The sequence below is a fragment of the Ancylobacter gelatini genome, assembly GCF_022601675.1.
GTDB lineage: Bacteria > Pseudomonadota > Alphaproteobacteria > Rhizobiales > Xanthobacteraceae > Ancylobacter > Ancylobacter gelatini.
On the sequence record NZ_JAKVIL010000007.1, the window covers coordinates 195,641 to 212,798 of the forward strand.

16 protein-coding genes are annotated in these 17,158 nt (G+C 67.8%); 7 read left to right on the forward strand and 9 right to left on the reverse strand.

What is annotated here, in order from left to right:
• Window positions 1-6 precede the first annotated feature (6 nt).
• Genes MKI84_RS14225 through MKI84_RS14250 form a run of 6 tightly spaced genes read left to right on the forward strand, consistent with a single transcriptional unit; the run spans window position 7 to window position 5,832 of the window.
• Window positions 7-1,275: an ABC transporter substrate-binding protein gene (locus tag MKI84_RS14225; RefSeq protein WP_241620512.1), complete on the forward strand. Its 1,269-nt coding sequence runs from the start codon at window positions 7-9 to the stop codon at window positions 1,273-1,275.
• 5 nt (window positions 1,276-1,280) lie between these two features.
• Window positions 1,281-2,057 (forward strand): ABC transporter ATP-binding protein, encoded by a 777-nt coding sequence (locus MKI84_RS14230; protein WP_425353841.1) that lies wholly within the window; start codon window positions 1,281-1,283, stop codon window positions 2,055-2,057.
• Window positions 2,047-2,781: an ABC transporter ATP-binding protein gene (locus tag MKI84_RS14235; RefSeq protein ID WP_241620516.1), complete on the forward strand. Its 735-nt coding sequence runs from the start codon at window positions 2,047-2,049 to the stop codon at window positions 2,779-2,781. Before MKI84_RS14230 ends, MKI84_RS14235 begins: the two co-directional genes overlap by 11 nt.
• A gap of 35 nt (window positions 2,782-2,816) precedes the next feature.
• Entirely contained in the window at window positions 2,817-4,016 is a 1,200-nt protein-coding gene (locus MKI84_RS14240; RefSeq protein WP_241620517.1) for a Tm-1-like ATP-binding domain-containing protein, read from the forward strand.
• 15 nt (window positions 4,017-4,031) lie between these two features.
• Window positions 4,032-4,862 carry a phosphoenolpyruvate hydrolase family protein gene (locus MKI84_RS14245; RefSeq protein WP_241620519.1) on the forward strand — a complete coding sequence of 277 codons (831 nt, stop codon included), beginning with the start codon at window positions 4,032-4,034 and terminating at the stop codon, window positions 4,860-4,862.
• A 31-nt stretch (window positions 4,863-4,893) separates the two neighbouring features.
• Entirely contained in the window at window positions 4,894-5,832 is a 939-nt protein-coding gene (locus MKI84_RS14250; RefSeq protein WP_241620520.1) for an SRPBCC family protein, read from the forward strand.
• A 153-nt stretch (window positions 5,833-5,985) separates the two neighbouring features.
• On the opposite strand, the gene MKI84_RS14255 is transcribed toward MKI84_RS14250, so the two are convergent.
• The 9 genes from MKI84_RS14255 to MKI84_RS14295 form a co-directional block, all read right to left on the reverse strand.
• A complete protein-coding gene (locus MKI84_RS14255; RefSeq protein ID WP_241620521.1) occupies window positions 5,986-6,780 on the reverse strand; it encodes an ABC transporter ATP-binding protein in 795 nt (264 codons plus the stop codon).
• Window positions 6,773-7,720 carry a FecCD family ABC transporter permease gene (locus MKI84_RS14260; RefSeq protein WP_241620522.1) on the reverse strand — a complete coding sequence of 316 codons (948 nt, stop codon included), beginning with the start codon at window positions 7,718-7,720 and terminating at the stop codon, window positions 6,773-6,775. Before MKI84_RS14260 ends, MKI84_RS14255 begins: the two co-directional genes overlap by 8 nt.
• Window positions 7,717-8,751, reverse strand: a complete 1,035-nt coding sequence (locus MKI84_RS14265) for a FecCD family ABC transporter permease (RefSeq protein WP_241620523.1) — start codon at window positions 8,749-8,751, stop codon at window positions 7,717-7,719. The genes MKI84_RS14260 and MKI84_RS14265 overlap by 4 nt, the downstream gene beginning before the upstream one ends.
• Window positions 8,748-9,674, reverse strand: coding sequence for an iron-siderophore ABC transporter substrate-binding protein (locus MKI84_RS14270; protein ID WP_241620524.1), 927 nt, complete (start codon window positions 9,672-9,674; stop codon window positions 8,748-8,750). The genes MKI84_RS14265 and MKI84_RS14270 overlap by 4 nt, the downstream gene beginning before the upstream one ends.
• Window positions 9,671-10,618: a ferric iron reductase gene (locus MKI84_RS14275; RefSeq protein WP_241620526.1), complete on the reverse strand. Its 948-nt coding sequence runs from the start codon at window positions 10,616-10,618 to the stop codon at window positions 9,671-9,673. The genes MKI84_RS14270 and MKI84_RS14275 overlap by 4 nt, the downstream gene beginning before the upstream one ends.
• Before the next feature lie 26 nt (window positions 10,619-10,644).
• Window positions 10,645-13,068 (reverse strand): TonB-dependent receptor, encoded by a 2,424-nt coding sequence (locus MKI84_RS14280; protein WP_241620528.1) that lies wholly within the window; start codon window positions 13,066-13,068, stop codon window positions 10,645-10,647.
• 103 nt (window positions 13,069-13,171) lie between these two features.
• Complete coding sequence (locus tag MKI84_RS14285; protein ID WP_241620530.1) at window positions 13,172-14,113, reverse strand: FecR family protein; 942 nt, start codon at window positions 14,111-14,113, stop codon at window positions 13,172-13,174.
• A 101-nt stretch (window positions 14,114-14,214) separates the two neighbouring features.
• On the reverse strand, window positions 14,215-14,712 hold the full coding sequence (locus tag MKI84_RS14290; RefSeq protein ID WP_241620532.1) for an RNA polymerase sigma factor: 498 nt from the start codon (window positions 14,710-14,712) through the stop codon (window positions 14,215-14,217).
• 336 nt (window positions 14,713-15,048) lie between these two features.
• Entirely contained in the window at window positions 15,049-15,612 is a 564-nt protein-coding gene (locus tag MKI84_RS14295; RefSeq protein ID WP_241620534.1) for a TetR/AcrR family transcriptional regulator, read from the reverse strand.
• Window positions 15,613-15,716: 104 nt separating this feature from the next.
• Here MKI84_RS14295 and MKI84_RS14300 point away from each other — a divergent pair, with 104 nt between their 5' ends.
• The gene (locus MKI84_RS14300; RefSeq protein WP_241620536.1) at window positions 15,717-17,123 is read left to right on the forward strand and encodes an amidase; all 1,407 of its coding nucleotides are present in this window, start codon (window positions 15,717-15,719) and stop codon (window positions 17,121-17,123) included.
• The last annotated feature ends 35 nt before the right edge of the window (window positions 17,124-17,158 follow it).

Sequence of the window (17,158 nt, forward strand, 5' to 3'; positions counted from 1 at the left end):
AACAACATGCCGACCCACTTCACCCGTCGCCTCGCCCTTTTGGGCGGCCTTGCCGGCGCGCTTACCGCCGCCGCTCTCGTGCCGACGCCCACGCTTGCGCAGGACACCATTCGCATCGGCGGCCTGACCACGCTGGAAGGCCCCTTCGCCGAGCCCGGCAAGGATTCCTTCCGCGGCATGGAACTGGCCTTCGAGGAGGTCGGCTACATGGTGGCCGGCAAGAAGATCGAGTTCATCAAGGCCTCGTCGAACGGCAACCCGGATGTCGCGCTACAGTCGGTCCGCCGGCTGGTCGAGCAGGACAAGACGCAGATCGTCGTCGGGCCGCTGTCCGGCAGCGAGGGCATCCGCTTGCGCGACTACGCCAAGACAGCGCCGCAGGTGACCTTCTTCAACGGCTCGTCGGCGGCCATCGAGACCACGCTGGTCGACCCGGCGCCGAACTTCTACCGCTTCAACACCGAAGGCGCGCAGTGGACCGCCGCGCTCGGCACCTATGTGAAGAAGGAGAAGGGCTGGAACAAGGTCGTCGTCGTTTCCGAGGACTACTCTTTCCCCTACGCCCAGATCTTCGGCTTCATGGGCACCTATTGCAGCGCCGGTGGTGAGGTTCCGAACAAGTATTTCGTGCCGCTCGGTACCAAGGACTTCTCCTCGGTCATCGCCCAATTGCCCGCCAAGGGCGAGGTCGACGGCATGTTCGTGGTGCTCGGCGGTGCCGACGCGGTGAACTTCCTCACCCAGTACGCGCAGTCGGGCGGCGAGCTGCCGATGATCGGCGGGTCCATCACCGTCGACCAGACCGTGCTTTCCGCCAAGGGGCCGGCCCGCGCCATGCTGCCGGGCGTGCTGTCCTCCGGCCCGATCTCGGACAATGACCCGAGTCCGGCCTGGAAGGCCTTCGTCGCCGCCTACAAGAAGAAGTTCCCCGACGGACTGCCCTCGCCCTCGCTGTTCGCGTTCAACTATTACGTCAGCACCAAGGCCGCGCTTCTTGGCCTCGAAAAGGTCAAGGGCGACCTGTCGGACGGCGCGGCGGCCTACCGCAAGGTGCTCGACACGCTGAGCTTCGAGACCCCGACCGGCCCGGTCTCGATCAACAAGAACCGGCAGGCCAGCGCGACCATCTTCATCAACGAGATCGTCGAGAAGGACGGCGTGCTCACCACCGATCCGGTGACGAGCGTGCCCAATGTGGACCAGTTCCTCGGCCTGTCCGAGGCGGCCTATGCCAAGCTGGGCAGCCCCTCGCGCGACAACCCCTCCTGCCCGTGAGCCCGATGCACGCAACCGCCCAAATGGCTGCGGCCACTCCCCACGCCCTCTCGATCGAGGGCGTGGGACGCCGCTTCGGCGCGCTGCACGCCGTGCGCGACGTCACCATCAAGGTGGCGGCCGGCGAGCGGCGGGCCATTCTCGGGGCGAACGGCGCCGGCAAGACCACGCTGTTCAACCTGGTGGCGGGAGATATCCCGCCCTCGCAGGGCCGGATCGTCATGTTCGGCCGCGACGTCACCGGCCTCCCGGTGGAGAAGCGGGTGCGCGACGGGCTGCGCCGCACCTACCAGACCTCGCTGATGTTCGGCGGGCTGACGGTGCGCCAGAGCCTGTTCCTCGCGGTGCGCGGGGTGTCCGGCGGGCGCATGTCGATCGCGCGGCCGGCGAGCCGCCTCGCCGAGATGGAGGCCGGGGAAGGCCTCGCCGCGCGGCTGCGGCTCACCGAGGTGCTGGAGGCGCCGTGCAGCACCCTCTCGCATGGCGAGCGCCGGCAGCTGGAGCTCGCCATGGCGCTGGCGGGGGCGCCGCGCTTGCTGCTGCTGGACGAGCCGGCCGCCGGCCTCTCCCCGCGCGAGCGCGAAATGCTGCTGCAATTGCTGCTGGAACTGCCGCGCTCCATCACGCTGGTGATGATCGAGCACGACATGGACATCGCCCTGCGCGCAGTCGACCAGGTGAGCGTGATGCACAATGGACGGCTCGTCGCTGAGGGCACGCCACGGGAGATCGCGGCCGATCGCACCGTGCATGACATCTACATGGGCAAACATGTCTCCTGATCCCGCCATTCCGCTCCTCGACGTCGCCGACCTCGACGTCTATCTCGGCGCCAGCCATGTGCTGCAGGGTGTCTCGCTGCGCCTGCCGGCCGGACCGCTTTCCATCATCGGCCGCAACGGCATGGGCAAAACCACGCTGTGCCAGGCCATCATGGGGCTGGTGCCGACCCGCAGCGGCCGCGTCGCGCTCGCGGGGCGCGAACTCACCGGGCAGCGGCCGGTGCGCATCGCCCGCGCGGGCATCGGCTATGTGCCGCAGGGACGGCGGGTGTTCCCCTCGCTCTCGGTGCACGAGCATCTCGTGCTCACCGCGCCACGCGGCCGGGAGGCGGAGCGCGCGGCGTGGACCATCGAGCGGGTCTACGACACCTTCCCCCGCCTCGCCGAGCGGCGCGGCAATGGCGGCGCCCAGCTCTCCGGCGGCGAGCAGCAAATGCTGGCCATCGCACGCGCCCTGCTGCTGAACCCGACCCTGCTGGTGATGGACGAGCCGACCGAGGGCCTCGCCCCGGTTATCGTCGATCACGTGGTCGAACTGCTCCACACGATCAACCGCGAGGGGGTTGGCCTGCTGCTTGTTGAGCAGAATTTCCTGGTCGCCACCAGCGTCGCCGCGCGCGTGCTGGTGATGGTCAACGGGCGCATCGCGCTGGAGACAAGCGCCGACGAGATCACCCGCAACGAAGACATGCAGCGCCGCTATCTCGGCGTGAGCGCCCACTGATGGCCGGAACAAGAGAAAGCATTCAGGAGAACGCCATGGGACGGGTCTATGTCGCGGGAACCTGCGACACCAAGGGCGAGGAACTCGCCTATGTGAAGGCGCGGATCGAGGCCGAGGGGGTCAGCGCGATCCTCGTCGACCTGTCGACCCACGAGGCGGGAGCGGGGGCGGACATTCCCGCCTCGGAGGTGGCGAGCTGGCATCCGGAAGGTCCGGGCGCGGTGTTCACCGGCGACCGCGGCCGCTCCGTCGCGGCGATGGCGCTGGCCTTCGAGCGCTTCATCGCCGCGCGCACCGATGTTGCCGGCATCGTCGGGCTCGGCGGCTCCGGCGGCACTGCGCTGGTGGCGCCCGCCATGCGCGCGCTGCCGATCGGCGTGCCGAAGCTGATCGTCTCCACCGTCGCCTCCGGAAACGTCGCCCCCTATGTCGGCCCGAGCGACATCGCCATGATGTACGCGGTGACCGATCTCGCCGGGCTCAACCGTCTCTCGCGCACCATTCTCGCCAATGCCGCCCACGCCATGGCGGGCATGGCCCGCACGGCCCCGCCGCAGGCCACCGACAGCCGGCCGGCGGTCGGGATTTCGATGTTCGGCGTCACCACCACCTGCGTGAACCAGGTGTCCGAGCGACTGGGGGCGGGCATCGACGCGCTGGTGTTCCACGCCACCGGCACGGGCGGACAGTCCATGGAGAAGCTCGCCGATTCCGGCCTGCTCGCCGGGCTGATCGACGCTACCACGACCGAGGTGTGCGATTTCCTGATGGGCGGCGTGTTTCCCTGCACACCGGACCGCTTCGGCGCCGTGGCGCGCATGCGTTTGCCCTATGTCGGCTCCTGCGGGGCTCTCGACATGGTGAATTTCGGGGCCCGCGACACGGTTCCCGCCGCCTATTCCGACCGGCTGTTCTACATCCACAACCCGCAGGTGACGCTGATGCGCACCACGCCGGCGGAGAACGCCCGCATGGGCCGCTGGATCGGCGAGAAGCTGAATGCCTGCGAGGGCGAGGTGCGCTTCCTCATCCCCGAAGGCGGCGTCTCGGCCATCGACGCGCCCGGCGCGCCCTTCCACGACCCGGAGGCCGATGCCGCCCTCTTCGCGGCGCTGGAGGAGACGGTGCGCACCACCGATCGCCGGCGGCTGATCCGCCTTCCCCATCACATCAACGACCCGGAATTCGCCGACGCCCTCGTCGCGCATTTCCGCGACATCGCACCCGGCCTTTGAGCCCTGGAGTCTGACATGGCACGCATCGAGCGTTCGACCCTTCTCGCCAAATTTCAGGACATGGTGCGCCGTGGCCAGCCCATCATCGGCGGCGGCGCCGGCACCGGCCTTTCCGCCAAATGCGAGGAAGCCGGCGGGATCGACCTGATCGTCATCTATAATTCCGGCCGCTACCGCATGGCCGGGCGCGGCTCGCTGGCCGGTGTCCTGGCCTATGGCAACGCCAACGAGATCGTGCTCGACATGGCCAGGGAGGTACTGCCGGTGGTGAAGCACACCCCGGTGATCGCCGGGGTGAACGGCACCGACCCGTTCTGCCCCTTCGACTACTTCCTCGAACAGATCAAGGCGATGGGCTTTTCCGGCATCCAGAACTTCCCAACCGTCGGTCTGATCGACGGCACCTTCCGCGCCAATCTGGAAGAGACCGGCATGAGCTACGGGCTGGAGGTCGACGTGGTGCGCCTCGCCCACGAGAAGGACATGCTCACGACGCCCTACGTGTTCAACGAGGACGAGGCCCGCGCCATGACGCAGGCCGGCGCCGACATCATCGTCGCGCATATGGGGCTGACCACCGGCGGGGCGATCGGCGCCGAGACCGCCTTCACCCTCGACGACTGCGTGGCGCGGATCGATTCCATCGCCTCGGCCGCGCGGTCCGTGCGAAAGGACGTCATCGTGCTGTGCCATGGCGGGCCGATCGCCGAGCCGGACGATGCCGCCTATGTGCTGGCCCATTGCGAGGGCATCCACGGCTTCTACGGCGCCAGCAGCATGGAGCGGCTGCCGACCGAGCAGGCACTGACCGACCAGACCCGCCGCTTCAAGGCCATCTCGCGCTGAGCGCGGATCGGCGATCAGGGAGGACAAAACAATGGCAAAAGCCTATGCGAGCCGTATCATTGCCGCGCCTGTCGAGGCGGCCTGGGCGCTGGCGCGCGATTTCAACGGCATGCCGGCCTGGCACCCGGCGATCGTGGACAGCGTCATCGAGGACGGGTGCGACGCCGATGTGGTCGGCTGTGTCCGGGCGTTTCATCTCGGTGATGGCACGCTTGTGCGCGAGCGGCTGCTAACGCTTGACGATAGCCGCTACGTCTTCGCCTATAATTTCGAAACCCCTGCCTTTCCGGTGGAGAACTACGAGGCACGATTCACGCTCGTCCCGCTGACTACCGGCGAGCAGACGTTGGCAATCTGGGAGGCAAGCTTCGACGAGGCGCCCCAGGACGCCGGCAAATATGTCGACATCATCTCAAATGGTGTCTTCGCTGCTGGGCTGGAGGCGCTGGCGGCGAAGCTTGAGGGTGCGACGCATTCTGTGGCTGCTGTCCCACGCTGGCAGGGGTTGCGGCCGGCCAAGGTTTATTGCGCATCCCGGCTCACCGCTCCCCTTGCCGTCGCCTGGGCGGCGGTTCGCGATTTCGCTGGCATGGCGCGCTGGCACCCCGATATCCATGAAATGGCCATGCTGGAGGGGGCTCGAAGCGACAAGGTGGGCGGCGTGCGCGACTTCCTCTTCGGCGACGGGCGGCTGCACGAGCAACTCACCTATCTCTCCGATCGCGACACAGCGTTCCGCTACAAGATCAACCTGAGCCCGATGCCCTGGCTCAATTACCACGCGGGCCTGAGGCTCTATCCGGTCACCGCCGATGACACCACGCTCGCGGTGTGGACGGCCGACTGGGTGGCCTCGCCGCAAGATGACCTGACGTTGATCCCCAACGTGCATCAGAACGTGTTCCAGACCGCCTTCGATACGCTGAATGTCCGGTTCACGGGCTCACAGCCACCGCCGCAGCAGGGCTGAAGCGGCGTTCGCAGGCATTCCGCGGCACCCTGTCCGGCCGAGTTGCGCGGGTGCGGCCTGATGAAGTCGAGCAAGGTTTCAACGGTGGCTGCGCCCCGAAGATCCGTCCAGCGTTCCGCATGTTGGGACGTTGGCCCTGCTGTCGGTGCTGGCTCAGCGTCGGGCGACGCAGACGGGAACGCCATCTTGCGGGTCGTGAAGAATGGTGGCCTCGATCGAGAACACCTCTTTGAGGCTGTCAGGCTGGATGATGTCGCGGGGTGCGCCGCTGCTGACGATCCTGCCCTCCTTCAGCAGACAGATGCGATCGGCAAAGCGGGCAGCGTGGTTGATGTCATGAAGAACCGCGACGATCGTCTTTCCCTGATCGCGCACGAGTCGGCGGAGCAGATCGAGAATGTCGAGCTGGTGCGCGATGTCGAGATAGGTAGTGGGCTCGTCGAGCAGCAGGATGTCGGCGGACTGGGCCAGGGTCATTGCGATCCAGGCACGCTGACGCTGGCCGCCTGACAGACGGCCGAGTGGGCGCGCGGCGAGGTCATCAACATCCGTCAACCGCATGGCATCATTGCAGATAGCTTGATCTTGCGAACTCCAGGGGGTGAACAGGCGACGGTGCGGATAGCGGCCCTGCGCGACGAGATCTCCGACCGCAAGGTCATCGGGCGCGTGCGGTGTTTGCGGCAGCAGGCTCAGATATTGGGCAAGCCGCCGGCGTGACAATGTGGAGAGGGCGTGTCCGTCGAGCGTCACTTCCCCGGCGCGCAGGGTCGTGAGGCCGGCGAATGCGCGAAGCAGGGTCGACTTCCCGCTGCCATTCGGACCGAGCAGGGCCGTAAACTGGCCCGTGGGCACGGCCAGCGTCAGATCATGCAGCACATCCCGGCTGCGATACCCGACACTGATCGCGTGCGCCCGGAGGCGAGCCGTCCCGGCTGCGTCACTCATGGGTTTGTTTCCGCAAGAGAAATCCCACAAATGGAGCGCCGATCAGCGGCGCAAGGATGCCGGCGGGGAGCATCAGGGCCCGCGCCATTATATCGGCGGCGAGAAGCAACATGGCACCGTAAAGGGCCGTGATTGGAATAAGATAGCGGGGTTTCGCCGACAGGCGGGCGAGATGCGGGGCGATCAGGCCGATGAAGGCGATCGGGCCGGCCATGGCGACGGCGGCGCCGGCAAGCAGGGTGCATAACAGGATCATCATACCCCGCATCAGTTGGAGACGCAGGCCTAGTCCCCGGAGCGTGTCGTCGTCAAAGGCCATCAGCCCCAGTTCGCGCGACAGCAGGCAGGTCGCCGCCAGCGCCGGCACCGCCCATGCGAGGAGAACGGAAACCCTCGTCCAATCAGAGCCATAGAGGCTTCCCGCCATCCAGCTCATGGCGCGCTGAACCGCGCTTACCTCGCCGAAGGCGGTGATGAAGGCGATGCCGGCACCGGTCAAAGCGGACACGCCGATACCGATCAGGATGAGCCGGATCGAGGAGGTGCCACCATTCCAGGACAGCGCATAGATCGCGCCCGCCGCCACGGCCGCCCCGGCGAAGCCGGCCACCGGAAGCCACTGGCCAGTCGGTGCCGTGGGGTGGACGATCAGGAGCATGACGGCAAATCCGGCGCCGCCATTGATGCCGAGCAGGCCCGGCTCGGCGAGCGGGTTGCGCATCACCGCCTGGGTGATCGCCCCGGCCACCCCGAGGCAGGCGCCGACGAGCAGCGCCGCGGCGAGGCGAGGGGCGCGCAGCGAGCCGACGAGCACCGCCGCCACCGGATCGCCCGACAGCCACGCCGCGACATCGCCCGGCGCCAGACCGGCATCGCCCCAGGAAAGCGACAGCGCCGCGAGCGGGAGGATGAGGAGAGCCGGCAGCGCCACGGCCATCATCGCAGGTTCCATCCCTGCCGGCGCACCAGCGCAATGAAGACCGGCCCTCCCACCAGCGCCAGCGTCACGCCGACGGGTATGTCGACGCCGGACAGCCACCGCAGGGCCGTGTCGGCAATCACCACCAGCCCGGCACCGAGGGGAGCGCTGTAGGCGATGACCCAGCGATAGTCGGGGCCGACCAGCAGTCGCGCCATATGCGGCACGACCAGCCCGACAAAGCCGACGGGGCCGGCCAGCGCCACCGCGGTACCCGCGAGGAGCACCACCATCAGGGCGCTGATCGCCCGCCAGAGGCCGATGCTCTGGCCGAGCGCCCGCGACAGGTCGCTGCCGAGGCTCAGCGTCATGATCGGCCCGCTTGCCAGCACGGCGCCGGCCAGCCCGGCGAGGCCCCACGGGCCGATGGCGAGAACGGCAGCCATCGGGCGGCCGCTCAGGCTGCCGACGGACCAGAGGCGGACATTGTCCAGCGTGGTCTGGTCACGCAGCAGGATCACGGTCGTGAGCGAGGCGAGGAAAGCGGTCAGCACCGCGCCGGCGAGGGCGAGCTTGAGCGGGGTTGCCCCACCTTGTCCCGCCGAACCGAGCGCATACACCGCCACTGCCGCTGCGCCGGCACCGAGGAAGGCGAACCACATGAGCGTGCCGGCGCCGTCAATGCCCGCCAGCGCAATGGCCAACACGACGGCGAACGCCGCTCCGGCATTGATACCGAGCAGGCCGGGGGACGCCAGCGGGTTGGCGGTCACCGCCTGCATGATGGCGCCGGCGACCGCCAGCTGCGCGCCGACGAGCAGCCCGGCCAACACGCGCGGCAACCGCACCTCCCACAGGATGACATGCTCGCGCGAGGCGTCGAACCCGGTAGCGGCCGCGATCAGGCGGTCGAGCGAAATGGCGGCGTTGCCGACGTTCAGCGCCCATAGCGCGAGCACCGGCAGGACCGCGACGGCCAAGATCAGGCCGAAGCCGCGCAGCCAGCGGGGCCGTCGGTGCTGGGGGAGGGGCGCCGCGTCGGATGCGGTCATGGCTGAGCGATGATGAAGCGCTCGACATCATCCAGCACGCGATGCGCTGACCCGACTCCGCTGAATTCCATCCAGACCGCCGGATCGAGACGATGCACGCGCCCAGCCTTCACGGCCGGCAACATCTGCCAGAGCGGGTTGGCGAGCACCTCCTCGTGCCGGCCGCTTGTGGCCGAGTTGTTCACGCCGCCCACGATGTAGAGCAGCATGTCGCCCTCAAGCCCGGCCAGCGCCTCCCAGTCCGGGCGCTTAAGGGTCTCGCTGCCCGTCGTCGTCTCATAGGCTGAGCGCCGCACGCCGACATCCCGCAGGACCGCGAAGGGGCCATAGGCCTTTGGCCCGTCGAGATAGACCTGAAAATCCCAGGGGGTGATGCGTACAATCGAAACCCGAATGTCCGGGACGCGGGATTTCAGGGCGGCAACGCGCGCTCGGTAGCCATCCAGCAATTGCTGTCCCCGCTCCGTTCGCCCGGCGACCTGCGCGACGAGCTTCAGATAGTCCTGCCAGTCGCCGGCATTGATGAGCACGGTCGGCGCAAGCTGTGACAGCAGGGGATAGGCGCGGTCGGCGAGCGCGGTGCCGAGAATGAGGTCGGGCTTCAACGCCGCCACCCGCTCCACGCTGGGCTCCATAAAGCTGCCGAGATCCACCACGCCACGCGCCAGCGCCTTCTCGCGGAGGGCCGTATCGCTCATCAGGGCGAGCGGCGCGCCCAGCAGCGGCAGCTCCAGTTCCAGCCCCATCCCGAGGCTGAAGGCCGGGTCGAGCACGACAATGCGCCGGGGTTCGAGGGGCACGCAGACTGGCGCGTGCAGGATGTCCGCCGATGTGACGAGACGCCCGTCGCACGCCTGTGCCGGGGGCGCGACTGCGCCCAGAGCGGCGAGAGCGAGGGTGAGAACGACAAGGTGGAAACTCATGCGTCGCCCTCGGGAAGTCGCGTAGTGGGGTCGAGCGGGTCGGTCGGCTCCGGCGGAAGCGAGTGCAGGCCGAGTTCGGCGCGCATCCGCGCCTCGATGCGCCGGCGTCGCTCCTCGGGCTTGACCAGCACGCAACTGGTGCAGAGCGAGCCACCCGGCGCGGTGTAGAAGCGGCAGCACCCGCCACGCGCGCGGAAGGTGCGGCGGGCGAGCACCTCGCGCGGCGGCGTGTCGGCGCGGATTTCGACGTCGAAGAAGTGCAGTTGCCGGTTGGCGAAGGGCGAGCCGGGCCGCATCAGCGCCGCCATCACGTCCTCCTTCGCCGCCGCTTCGCAGCCAAGGCGCTGGCTCGCTTCCAGAAAGCGCATCGCCACGGCATCGCCGACCAGCCGCCACATCGCGCGGCGCGGTAGATCGGTGCGGGCGTGCAGGCTGTCGATCAGCGGTGCCATATGGGCTTCGAGAACCTCGGACAGCGCCTCGCACAGGCCGTCATGATCGACGAGCCGGAATGAAGCGTCTGCCGGCGCGGGCGCGCGGTCGGTCACGCCGCCCGCCTTCAGCAGACGCAGCCGCACATGCGGCGCCTCGTCCGGCGGAAGCTGCGCCGAGAGCGCGCAGTTCGCCGCCGACAGGTCCGGCACAAAGCCGTGCGACAGGAACGGCACCGCCGCCAGGATGCCGAGCAGGTTGGAGTATTCGGAGATGAAGAAGGCCGCGGCCCCCTTCTCGTCGAGGCCTGGCGTTGCCGCCTGCTGGCGCGCCAGCATCGCCGTCAGGAACCGCTCGGCGCCGAACAGCGCGGGCAGGGGCGTGAAGCCGAGCTCGATCGGGCCGATATCGGCCTGCGGCAGCGTCCAGTGGCGTGCGAGAACGCCAAAGGCGGCGCCGATGATCCGCGCCGCCTCCGTCGTCTCGCCCGCGCCGCTTCGTGGCGCGTCCATGCCCGCAGGCTCTGCCGCTGTCCGCATCAGAACGTCGCGCGGGCCCGCACGCCGATCACCCGGCCGTCGCCGATATTCGCCTCCGAGCCGAAGTCGTCGATGTAGATGCTGGTCAGATACTGCTCATCGAAGATGTTCTTGGCGTAAAGCGTCACCGACCAGTTCTTCGCCTCATAGCCCACCGCCGCATTGACGAGGGTGAAGGCGGAGACCCGCTCGTCGTCGGTGTTGGCGACGTCGCCCACCGAATAATAGCTATCCGTGTAGGACAGGTCGGCCGAGGCGAAGAAACCCGAGGCGTGGCGATAGACACCGCCAATGTTGAAGGTGGCGGCGGGCGCCTCCGGGAACTCGTTGCCGGTATAGTCGCCGGTCGCCGTCACCGCGCTGTCGAATTTCGTCTTCAGAAGACCCAGCGAGGCGAAGGCGGAGAATTCCTGGGTGAGGCGCGCGCGCAGCTCGAATTCCGCGCCATAGGCATGGGCCTTGCCGGCATTCATGGTGATGGACTGCCGGAACAGCGGATTGGGATCCTCGACCGTGACCTGCAGATCGCTGTATTCGTAGTAGAAGCCATTGACGTTGAATTCGAGCCGGTCGTCGAACCACTTGGACCGGTAGGCCACCTCGTAGGCCCACAGCGTCTCGGGTTCGACCTCGTAGGGATTGCCATAGGTATCGACGGCGGCGAAGCCGGCGCGGAAGCCTTCGCTGACCGTGAAGGCGAGGTTCTGCTTCGCGTCGATCTCATAGGCGAGGCCGATCTTGGGCAGCGCCACCGTGTAGTCGGTGGAGGCGGCCTGATCGATGGTGTCGTAGCCGAAGGAACGCAGGTTCAGCACCTCGCCGGCATTGGTGACGTCGACGGTCTCATAGCCGAGGCGACCGCCGAACATGAGCGACCACCGCTCGGCGAAGGCGTAGCGCATGTCGGCATAGAGCGCGTATGAGGTCAGCGTGCTGGTGCCCAGAATGTCCTGATACAGCATGTCGTACAGGCCATAGGCGGCGTTGGTCACCGTGATGTTCGAATCGCGCTTGTAGCTGAAGCGTCCGATATTCAGGCCGATGACACCGCTCAGCGGGCGGATGCCCTCTTCGAATTCGAGGCGGAGATCCTCGGTGAAATCATTGCCGGGACGCACCTCGTCGCGAATGAAGGCGACCGCGCCTTCGGGGCTTTCGATCGTCGCGTCGGTCTCGATATAGGCCGTGACCGAGCGCAGCTTGATGCCGGCGCCGAGCTCCTGCGAGACATTGGCGACGACGCTGGTCACGTCGGTCTGGCGCAGCTCGACGGCGGAGACGTCGGAATCGAAGCGGCGGGCGAAGAAGTCCGGCCCGGTCACCGCCGAGACGGAGGGCTGGTCCGAGGTGTGGCTGACGGTGAACAGCGCCTCGAAACCGTCCAGTGCGGCGGGGGTCAGCAGGAATTTCGCCCGCAGCTGGCCGAAATGCCCCTGCCCGAGATCCTCGTTCAGCGGATCGGCATAGCCGATGCCGCTTTCGTCCTTGAAATACTGGCCGGCGACACGGAAGGCGAGCTGATTGTCGACCATCGGACCCGACAGCATGAAGGCGCCGCTGCTGAAATCGCCCGAATCCGACGAGCCCGCGACATCGCCTTCCAGCGCGGCCTCGTAGTTCCACGTCGGGTCGTTGGTGTTCACCACCACCGCGCCGCCCATGGCGTTACGGCCCTGGAGCGTGGATTGCGGCCCGCGGAACACCTCGACATCGGCGACATCCCAGGTGCCGCGATTGCCGCGCCGGATGCCCTCGCCATTCTGCGAGGCGCCGTCGATGATCAGCGCGATGGTCGGGGAGGAATTGGTCGGCTGGGTGATGCCGTCCGAGGACAGGCCGCGAATGACGATGCCGCTATTGCCGCGATTGGCGCTCGAGACACGTGTGTTGGCGAGCTTGTTGAGCGCGCCGCGCAGGTCCTCGATCGCGTAGTCGAAGAACTGCTCGCCGGTGACGACGCCGACGCTGGAATAGACATTGGAGAGATCGCGCGCCAGCTTCTCGCCGGAGACCGTGATGGCGTCGAGCTCGATCATGTCCTCGCCCACGACCACCGAGGCCGTGCTCGGCGCGGGAGCCTCGATGGTGACCGAGCGCGGAGAGGTGAAGCGCCAGTTGAGGCCGGTGCCGGCGAGCAGCGCGGCCAGCGCCTGTTCGGGGGAGCGGGTGCCGGACACGCCGGGCGAGGCGAGGCCGCGGGCGATGGCACTGTCATAGACGATCTGCACGCCGCTGGTCGCGCCGAATGCCGCCAGCGCGCCGGAGACCGGGCCGGGAGGAATGGCGTAGCGCGCCGAGGGCGCCACCGCGACCACTGCCGCGCCTTGCGCCAAGGCGCCCCCGACACCGAGGGTGAGCCCCATGAGCGCGCATCCCGCCAGCAGCGCCGCGCGCCGCGCCCGGCCGTTACCCATCCCCGTCATACCCGACCGTCCCCGTCCTTGAGCCCCAGAATGCGTCACGGCATTCGCTACAAGGACAAGACGATGCAGATCGGCAGACCCGAATCCGCCGCGGCGAAAAAATTCAACTCAGCAGCACCACGCCGCCCGGCAGCCAGGTGTCGCGCAGCTTCAGCGCCGCCGCGAGATTGGTGACGATCTCGTCCCCCCGGTCGAGATGGAAAACGCCGTCGACGCGCCGCTCGCCCAATCCCGGCCGTGCCAGAACGATGCGCCCGCGCCGATGACGGTTGATGTCGGCGACGACATCGGCCAGCGGCTGGTCGGCGAACACCAGCAGTCCGCGCCGCCACGAAGCCGCCGCGTCCGGCGCAAGCGTCTCGCGCCCGGCGAGCGATCCTCCGGCGATCGATCCTGCGGCGAGCCGGGCGCGCTCGCCCGCCTGCAAGGTCGTCACGCCCCCGCACCGCACCTCGATGCGGCCCTCGATGCAGTCGATCACTATCTGGCGCGCGCCGACGCTGGCGGCGAAGCGGGCATTGGCCGCCGTCACTTCCCCCGGACCTATCGCGGCGCGGAACGGGCGGGGATCGGTGGCGATCGCGAACGCGGCGGCGCCCGCGACGAGCGTCACGGCGCGGGCGCCGGCGGAGAACGAGGCATCCAGCGCGCTGGCGCCGTCGAGATCGACAAGCGAGCCGTCCGGCAGATCAATGCGGGCCTGCTCGCCGACCGCCGTGGCGTGATCGGACAGAAGCTGGTCGAGACCGGGCAGCACGCCGATCATCGTTCCCGCCCACCCGGCGGCGAGCGCGGCACCGGCACCGGCACCGGCGAGGAAGAGGCGGCGCGACAGGCGGGACGGGGCCGGGGCGGATCCCACGCCGCGCCAGACGGCGCTGGCGCGGCGAAAGGCGATCTCATGCGCAGGACTGCGCGCACGCCAGACCTTCAGGCGAACCGCATCGTCGCGCGTGGCGTCCCCCGAGGTGAGAAGCGCCACCCACGCAATGGCCTCGTCCTGCAGCGCGCCCGAGGCGTCGCCGATGCCGTCACTGCCCGTCATGCCTGCGCCCTGCTCCCCATGGCCGGCGACGCGCGCGCCCGGAAGGCGCGGCCCTGAGCCTATATGCGTCATGGGAGGGTGCGCGGACAATATGGCTGCGCTCAGTCGGTCAGCGCACGCGCGCAATGCGCCAGCGCCTTCTGGATCTCGATCTCGATGGTGCGCACGCTGACCCCGTGCTCGCGCGCGAGGTCGCGGTGCGGGGTGCGGTGGAGCCGGGCCGCCAGCAGGATGGTACGCCGGCGCGGCGGCAGTTCCGCGAGCATTTCCATCAGCCGCTCGGTCTGATCCTTGGCGATGAGCGTGGCCTCCGGGTCCGCCGCCGGGTCGGGCGCATCGAGCAGATCGTCGATCTCGGCATGGCTTAGCCGCCGCCGGCTTTCGCGGCGAATGAGATCGGTCGCGACATTGGCGGAGATGCTGCGCATATAGGCCTGCGGATTGGCAATCGCCGCGAGATTGGTCGCCGCGAGCCGCGCGAAGACGTCCTGCGACAGATCCTCGGCCTGAACCGCCGAACCCGTCACGCGCCGGAAGAAGCGCAGGATCGACGATCGCTCGGCATCGAATAGCTCACGCAATGCGTCATTGCGGGACATCGGCTCGATCCGCCTCTCCGGTTCGCGGCCCAAATGGGTGATGCAACGCAGTAGCGCGAAAAGGTCGAATGCATCAATGCGGCTCGGAAATATTAGAAATGTTCTTGAAATGCTGCGCCGTGACTGTCCGGGTGAGCCAGTTTACACGTTTTCCATTCGGCGCAGACCGTCGGCACCACAGCATGGGCGCCTGGGAAACAGCACCGAGGAAAAGATCATCGGGATGCTGAAGGAGCAGGAAGCGGGCGCGAAGACCGCGGGCGTCTTCCTAAGCCCGAGGAGAAAAGGGTCTCCGGTCAAGTTACACATGTAACTGCCGCATCCTCGCCGCGGCCGTTACGCTGGCAATAGACCCGCGTCGCGATAGCCTTCGATCAGCGCGTCGAACACGGAGATGTCCGAACGGCTGCGGGCCATGAGCTGGGCACCGGCAACGGCCGCGAATATGGCGCGGGCACGTCGCTCGCACGCGGACGCTTCCATGTCGGTCGCCACCGACAGGGCTTTTGCCAGCCATGCCACGTTAATCTCGGCGAAGTTTGACACCTCCTGCTTCACGGGATCCGGCAGGTCGTCGTGCTCGGCGGACATGAAGCTGCACAGGCAGATTCGGTTGCCGTTTTCCAGCGACTGGCGGAACGTGTTCGGATACTCCGCAAGGGCGCGGACGGGATCAGCCCCGTCGTTCCACAAGCCCTCCAGAACGGTCTGCGAGTCTTCCCAATAGCGCTTGGCCACGGCCGCGCCGAGGTCGGCCTTTGTCCGGAAATGGTAGTGGATGCTCGCGCCCTTGATCCCGACCTCGGCCGCCAACTCCCGGAAATTGAGACCGCTGTATCCGTGCGCCTGCGCCGCACGCTTTGCGGCCGCCAGGATGTCCTCTCTCACATTCGAGCCCATAGCCTACCTTCGTCCCGACTACCTATCAAGTGACAGATAGACGTTGACGCCCGGTTTGGGAAGCCCTAGAGCTTGCCTATCAAGTGACAGGTAGGGACCAGCACATGACACACCCGATCACACGTTTCGACGCAACGAAGCTGGCGGAGCTCATCCGCACCCGGGAGATCTCGCCCGTTGAGGTCATGCAGGCGCACCTCGATCGCATCGAGGTCATCGACCCGCCGATCAACGCGATCGTCACGGTCGCTGAAGGCGCGCTCGACGCGGCCAAGGCTGCGGAAGCGGCCGTCATGGCCGGCGAGGAGCTCGGCCCGTTGCACGGCGTCCCCTTCACCGTGAAGGATTCGATCGACACCGCAGGCGTGCCCACGCAGCGCGGCTCGCCGATCTTCCGGGGACGGACGCCGGACGAGGATGCCACGAGCGTCGCCCGTATGAAGAAGGCCGGTGGCATCCTCCTGGCGAAGACCAACCTGCCCGAGTTTTCCTACTGGATCGAGAGCGACAATCTCCTGTCCGGCCGCTCGAACAACCCGTGGGACGTGACCCGCACGCCGGGCGGCTCGAGCGGCGGCGAGTCGGCCGCGATCGCAGCAGGCATGTCCCCGCTAGGCCTGGGCACCGACCTTGCCATCTCCGTACGCGGGCCAGCCGCGCAGACCGGGATCACCTCCATGAAGGCGACGCATGGCCGCGTGCCCATGACGGGTATCTGGCCGCGGGCGCCGCGCCGCTTCTGGCATGTCGGGCCGATGGCGCGTTCGGTGCGCGACGTCGCATTGGCCTTCGCGCAACTCGCCGGGCCAGACGGCCGGGACGCGTTTGCGGCCATCTCCGGCCAGTTCGATGCGGGCATCGGACCTAATCCGGGCCGTCCGCTCCGCGTGGGCTGGATGGTCGGTCCCGGCTTTGGCCCCGTCGATGCCGAGGTCGCGGCGACCGTCAAGGCCGCGGCGGAGTCCCTGAAGGATCTGGGCGTCCACGTCGAGCACGTGGGAATTCCGGCGCTGGAGCGCGACTTCGCCCTCGACGTGTTCAACCGCCTTCATGTCATGGAGATGAAGCCCGCGTTCCGCGAGGCGACGAGCGGCCACGAAGCCGAGATGTACAAGATGTCGAAGACCATGCTGTCGCTGCCCGACACGTCGATGTCCGACTTCATCGACGCCGAGCAGGCGGCCGAAAGGCTGCGCGACGGCTACGCCGACTACTTTGCCCGCTTCGATGCCCTGATCACCCACGTATTGCCGATCCCGGCGCACAAACACGGGGTCGAGGAGTTCACCATCGATGGCCAGACGGTGGACGCGACCTACCTTCAGGGAGCGACCGTACCCCTCAACGTCACCGGGCTGCCCGGTCTGGCCATGCGGTTTGGAACGAGCCGGGAAGGGTTGCCGATCAACGTGCAGGTTGTCGGCGCGTGGCACGCAGAGTCCACGATCCTGCATGTGGCTTCGCTGCTGGAGAGCGTGAGTCCGGTTCGGGGGCTCTTCCCGGACCTTTGAACCCTATGAACAGGCGGCGCCCAACGCTGGGCGCC

What these genes read in the sequence shown, in the direction of transcription:
- MKI84_RS14285 (WP_241620530.1), bottom strand. Translation starts at nt 14,113, where the DNA reads ATGACGGGCAGTGACGGCATCGGCGACGCCTCGGGCGCGCTGCAGGAC.
- MKI84_RS14240 (WP_241620517.1), top strand. Translation starts at nt 2,817, where the DNA reads ATGGGACGGGTCTATGTCGCGGGAACCTGCGACACCAAGGGCGAGGAA.
- MKI84_RS14230 (WP_425353841.1), top strand. Translation starts at nt 1,281, where the DNA reads ATGCACGCAACCGCCCAAATGGCTGCGGCCACTCCCCACGCCCTCTCG.
- MKI84_RS14295 (WP_241620534.1), bottom strand. Translation starts at nt 15,612, where the DNA reads ATGGGCTCGAATGTGAGAGAGGACATCCTGGCGGCCGCAAAGCGTGCG.
- MKI84_RS14290 (WP_241620532.1), bottom strand. Translation starts at nt 14,712, where the DNA reads ATGTCCCGCAATGACGCATTGCGTGAGCTATTCGATGCCGAGCGATCG.
- MKI84_RS14235 (WP_241620516.1), top strand. Translation starts at nt 2,047, where the DNA reads ATGTCTCCTGATCCCGCCATTCCGCTCCTCGACGTCGCCGACCTCGAC.
- MKI84_RS14300 (WP_241620536.1), top strand. Translation starts at nt 15,717, where the DNA reads ATGACACACCCGATCACACGTTTCGACGCAACGAAGCTGGCGGAGCTC.
- MKI84_RS14255 (WP_241620521.1), bottom strand. Translation starts at nt 6,780, where the DNA reads ATGAGTGACGCAGCCGGGACGGCTCGCCTCCGGGCGCACGCGATCAGT.
- MKI84_RS14245 (WP_241620519.1), top strand. Translation starts at nt 4,032, where the DNA reads ATGGCACGCATCGAGCGTTCGACCCTTCTCGCCAAATTTCAGGACATG.
- MKI84_RS14225 (WP_241620512.1), top strand. Translation starts at nt 7, where the DNA reads ATGCCGACCCACTTCACCCGTCGCCTCGCCCTTTTGGGCGGCCTTGCC.
- MKI84_RS14280 (WP_241620528.1), bottom strand. Translation starts at nt 13,068, where the DNA reads ATGACGGGGATGGGTAACGGCCGGGCGCGGCGCGCGGCGCTGCTGGCG.
- MKI84_RS14270 (WP_241620524.1), bottom strand. Translation starts at nt 9,674, where the DNA reads ATGAGTTTCCACCTTGTCGTTCTCACCCTCGCTCTCGCCGCTCTGGGC.
- MKI84_RS14250 (WP_241620520.1), top strand. Translation starts at nt 4,894, where the DNA reads ATGGCAAAAGCCTATGCGAGCCGTATCATTGCCGCGCCTGTCGAGGCG.
- MKI84_RS14260 (WP_241620522.1), bottom strand. Translation starts at nt 7,720, where the DNA reads ATGATGGCCGTGGCGCTGCCGGCTCTCCTCATCCTCCCGCTCGCGGCG.
- MKI84_RS14275 (WP_241620526.1), bottom strand. Translation starts at nt 10,618, where the DNA reads ATGGACGCGCCACGAAGCGGCGCGGGCGAGACGACGGAGGCGGCGCGG.
- MKI84_RS14265 (WP_241620523.1), bottom strand. Translation starts at nt 8,751, where the DNA reads ATGACCGCATCCGACGCGGCGCCCCTCCCCCAGCACCGACGGCCCCGC.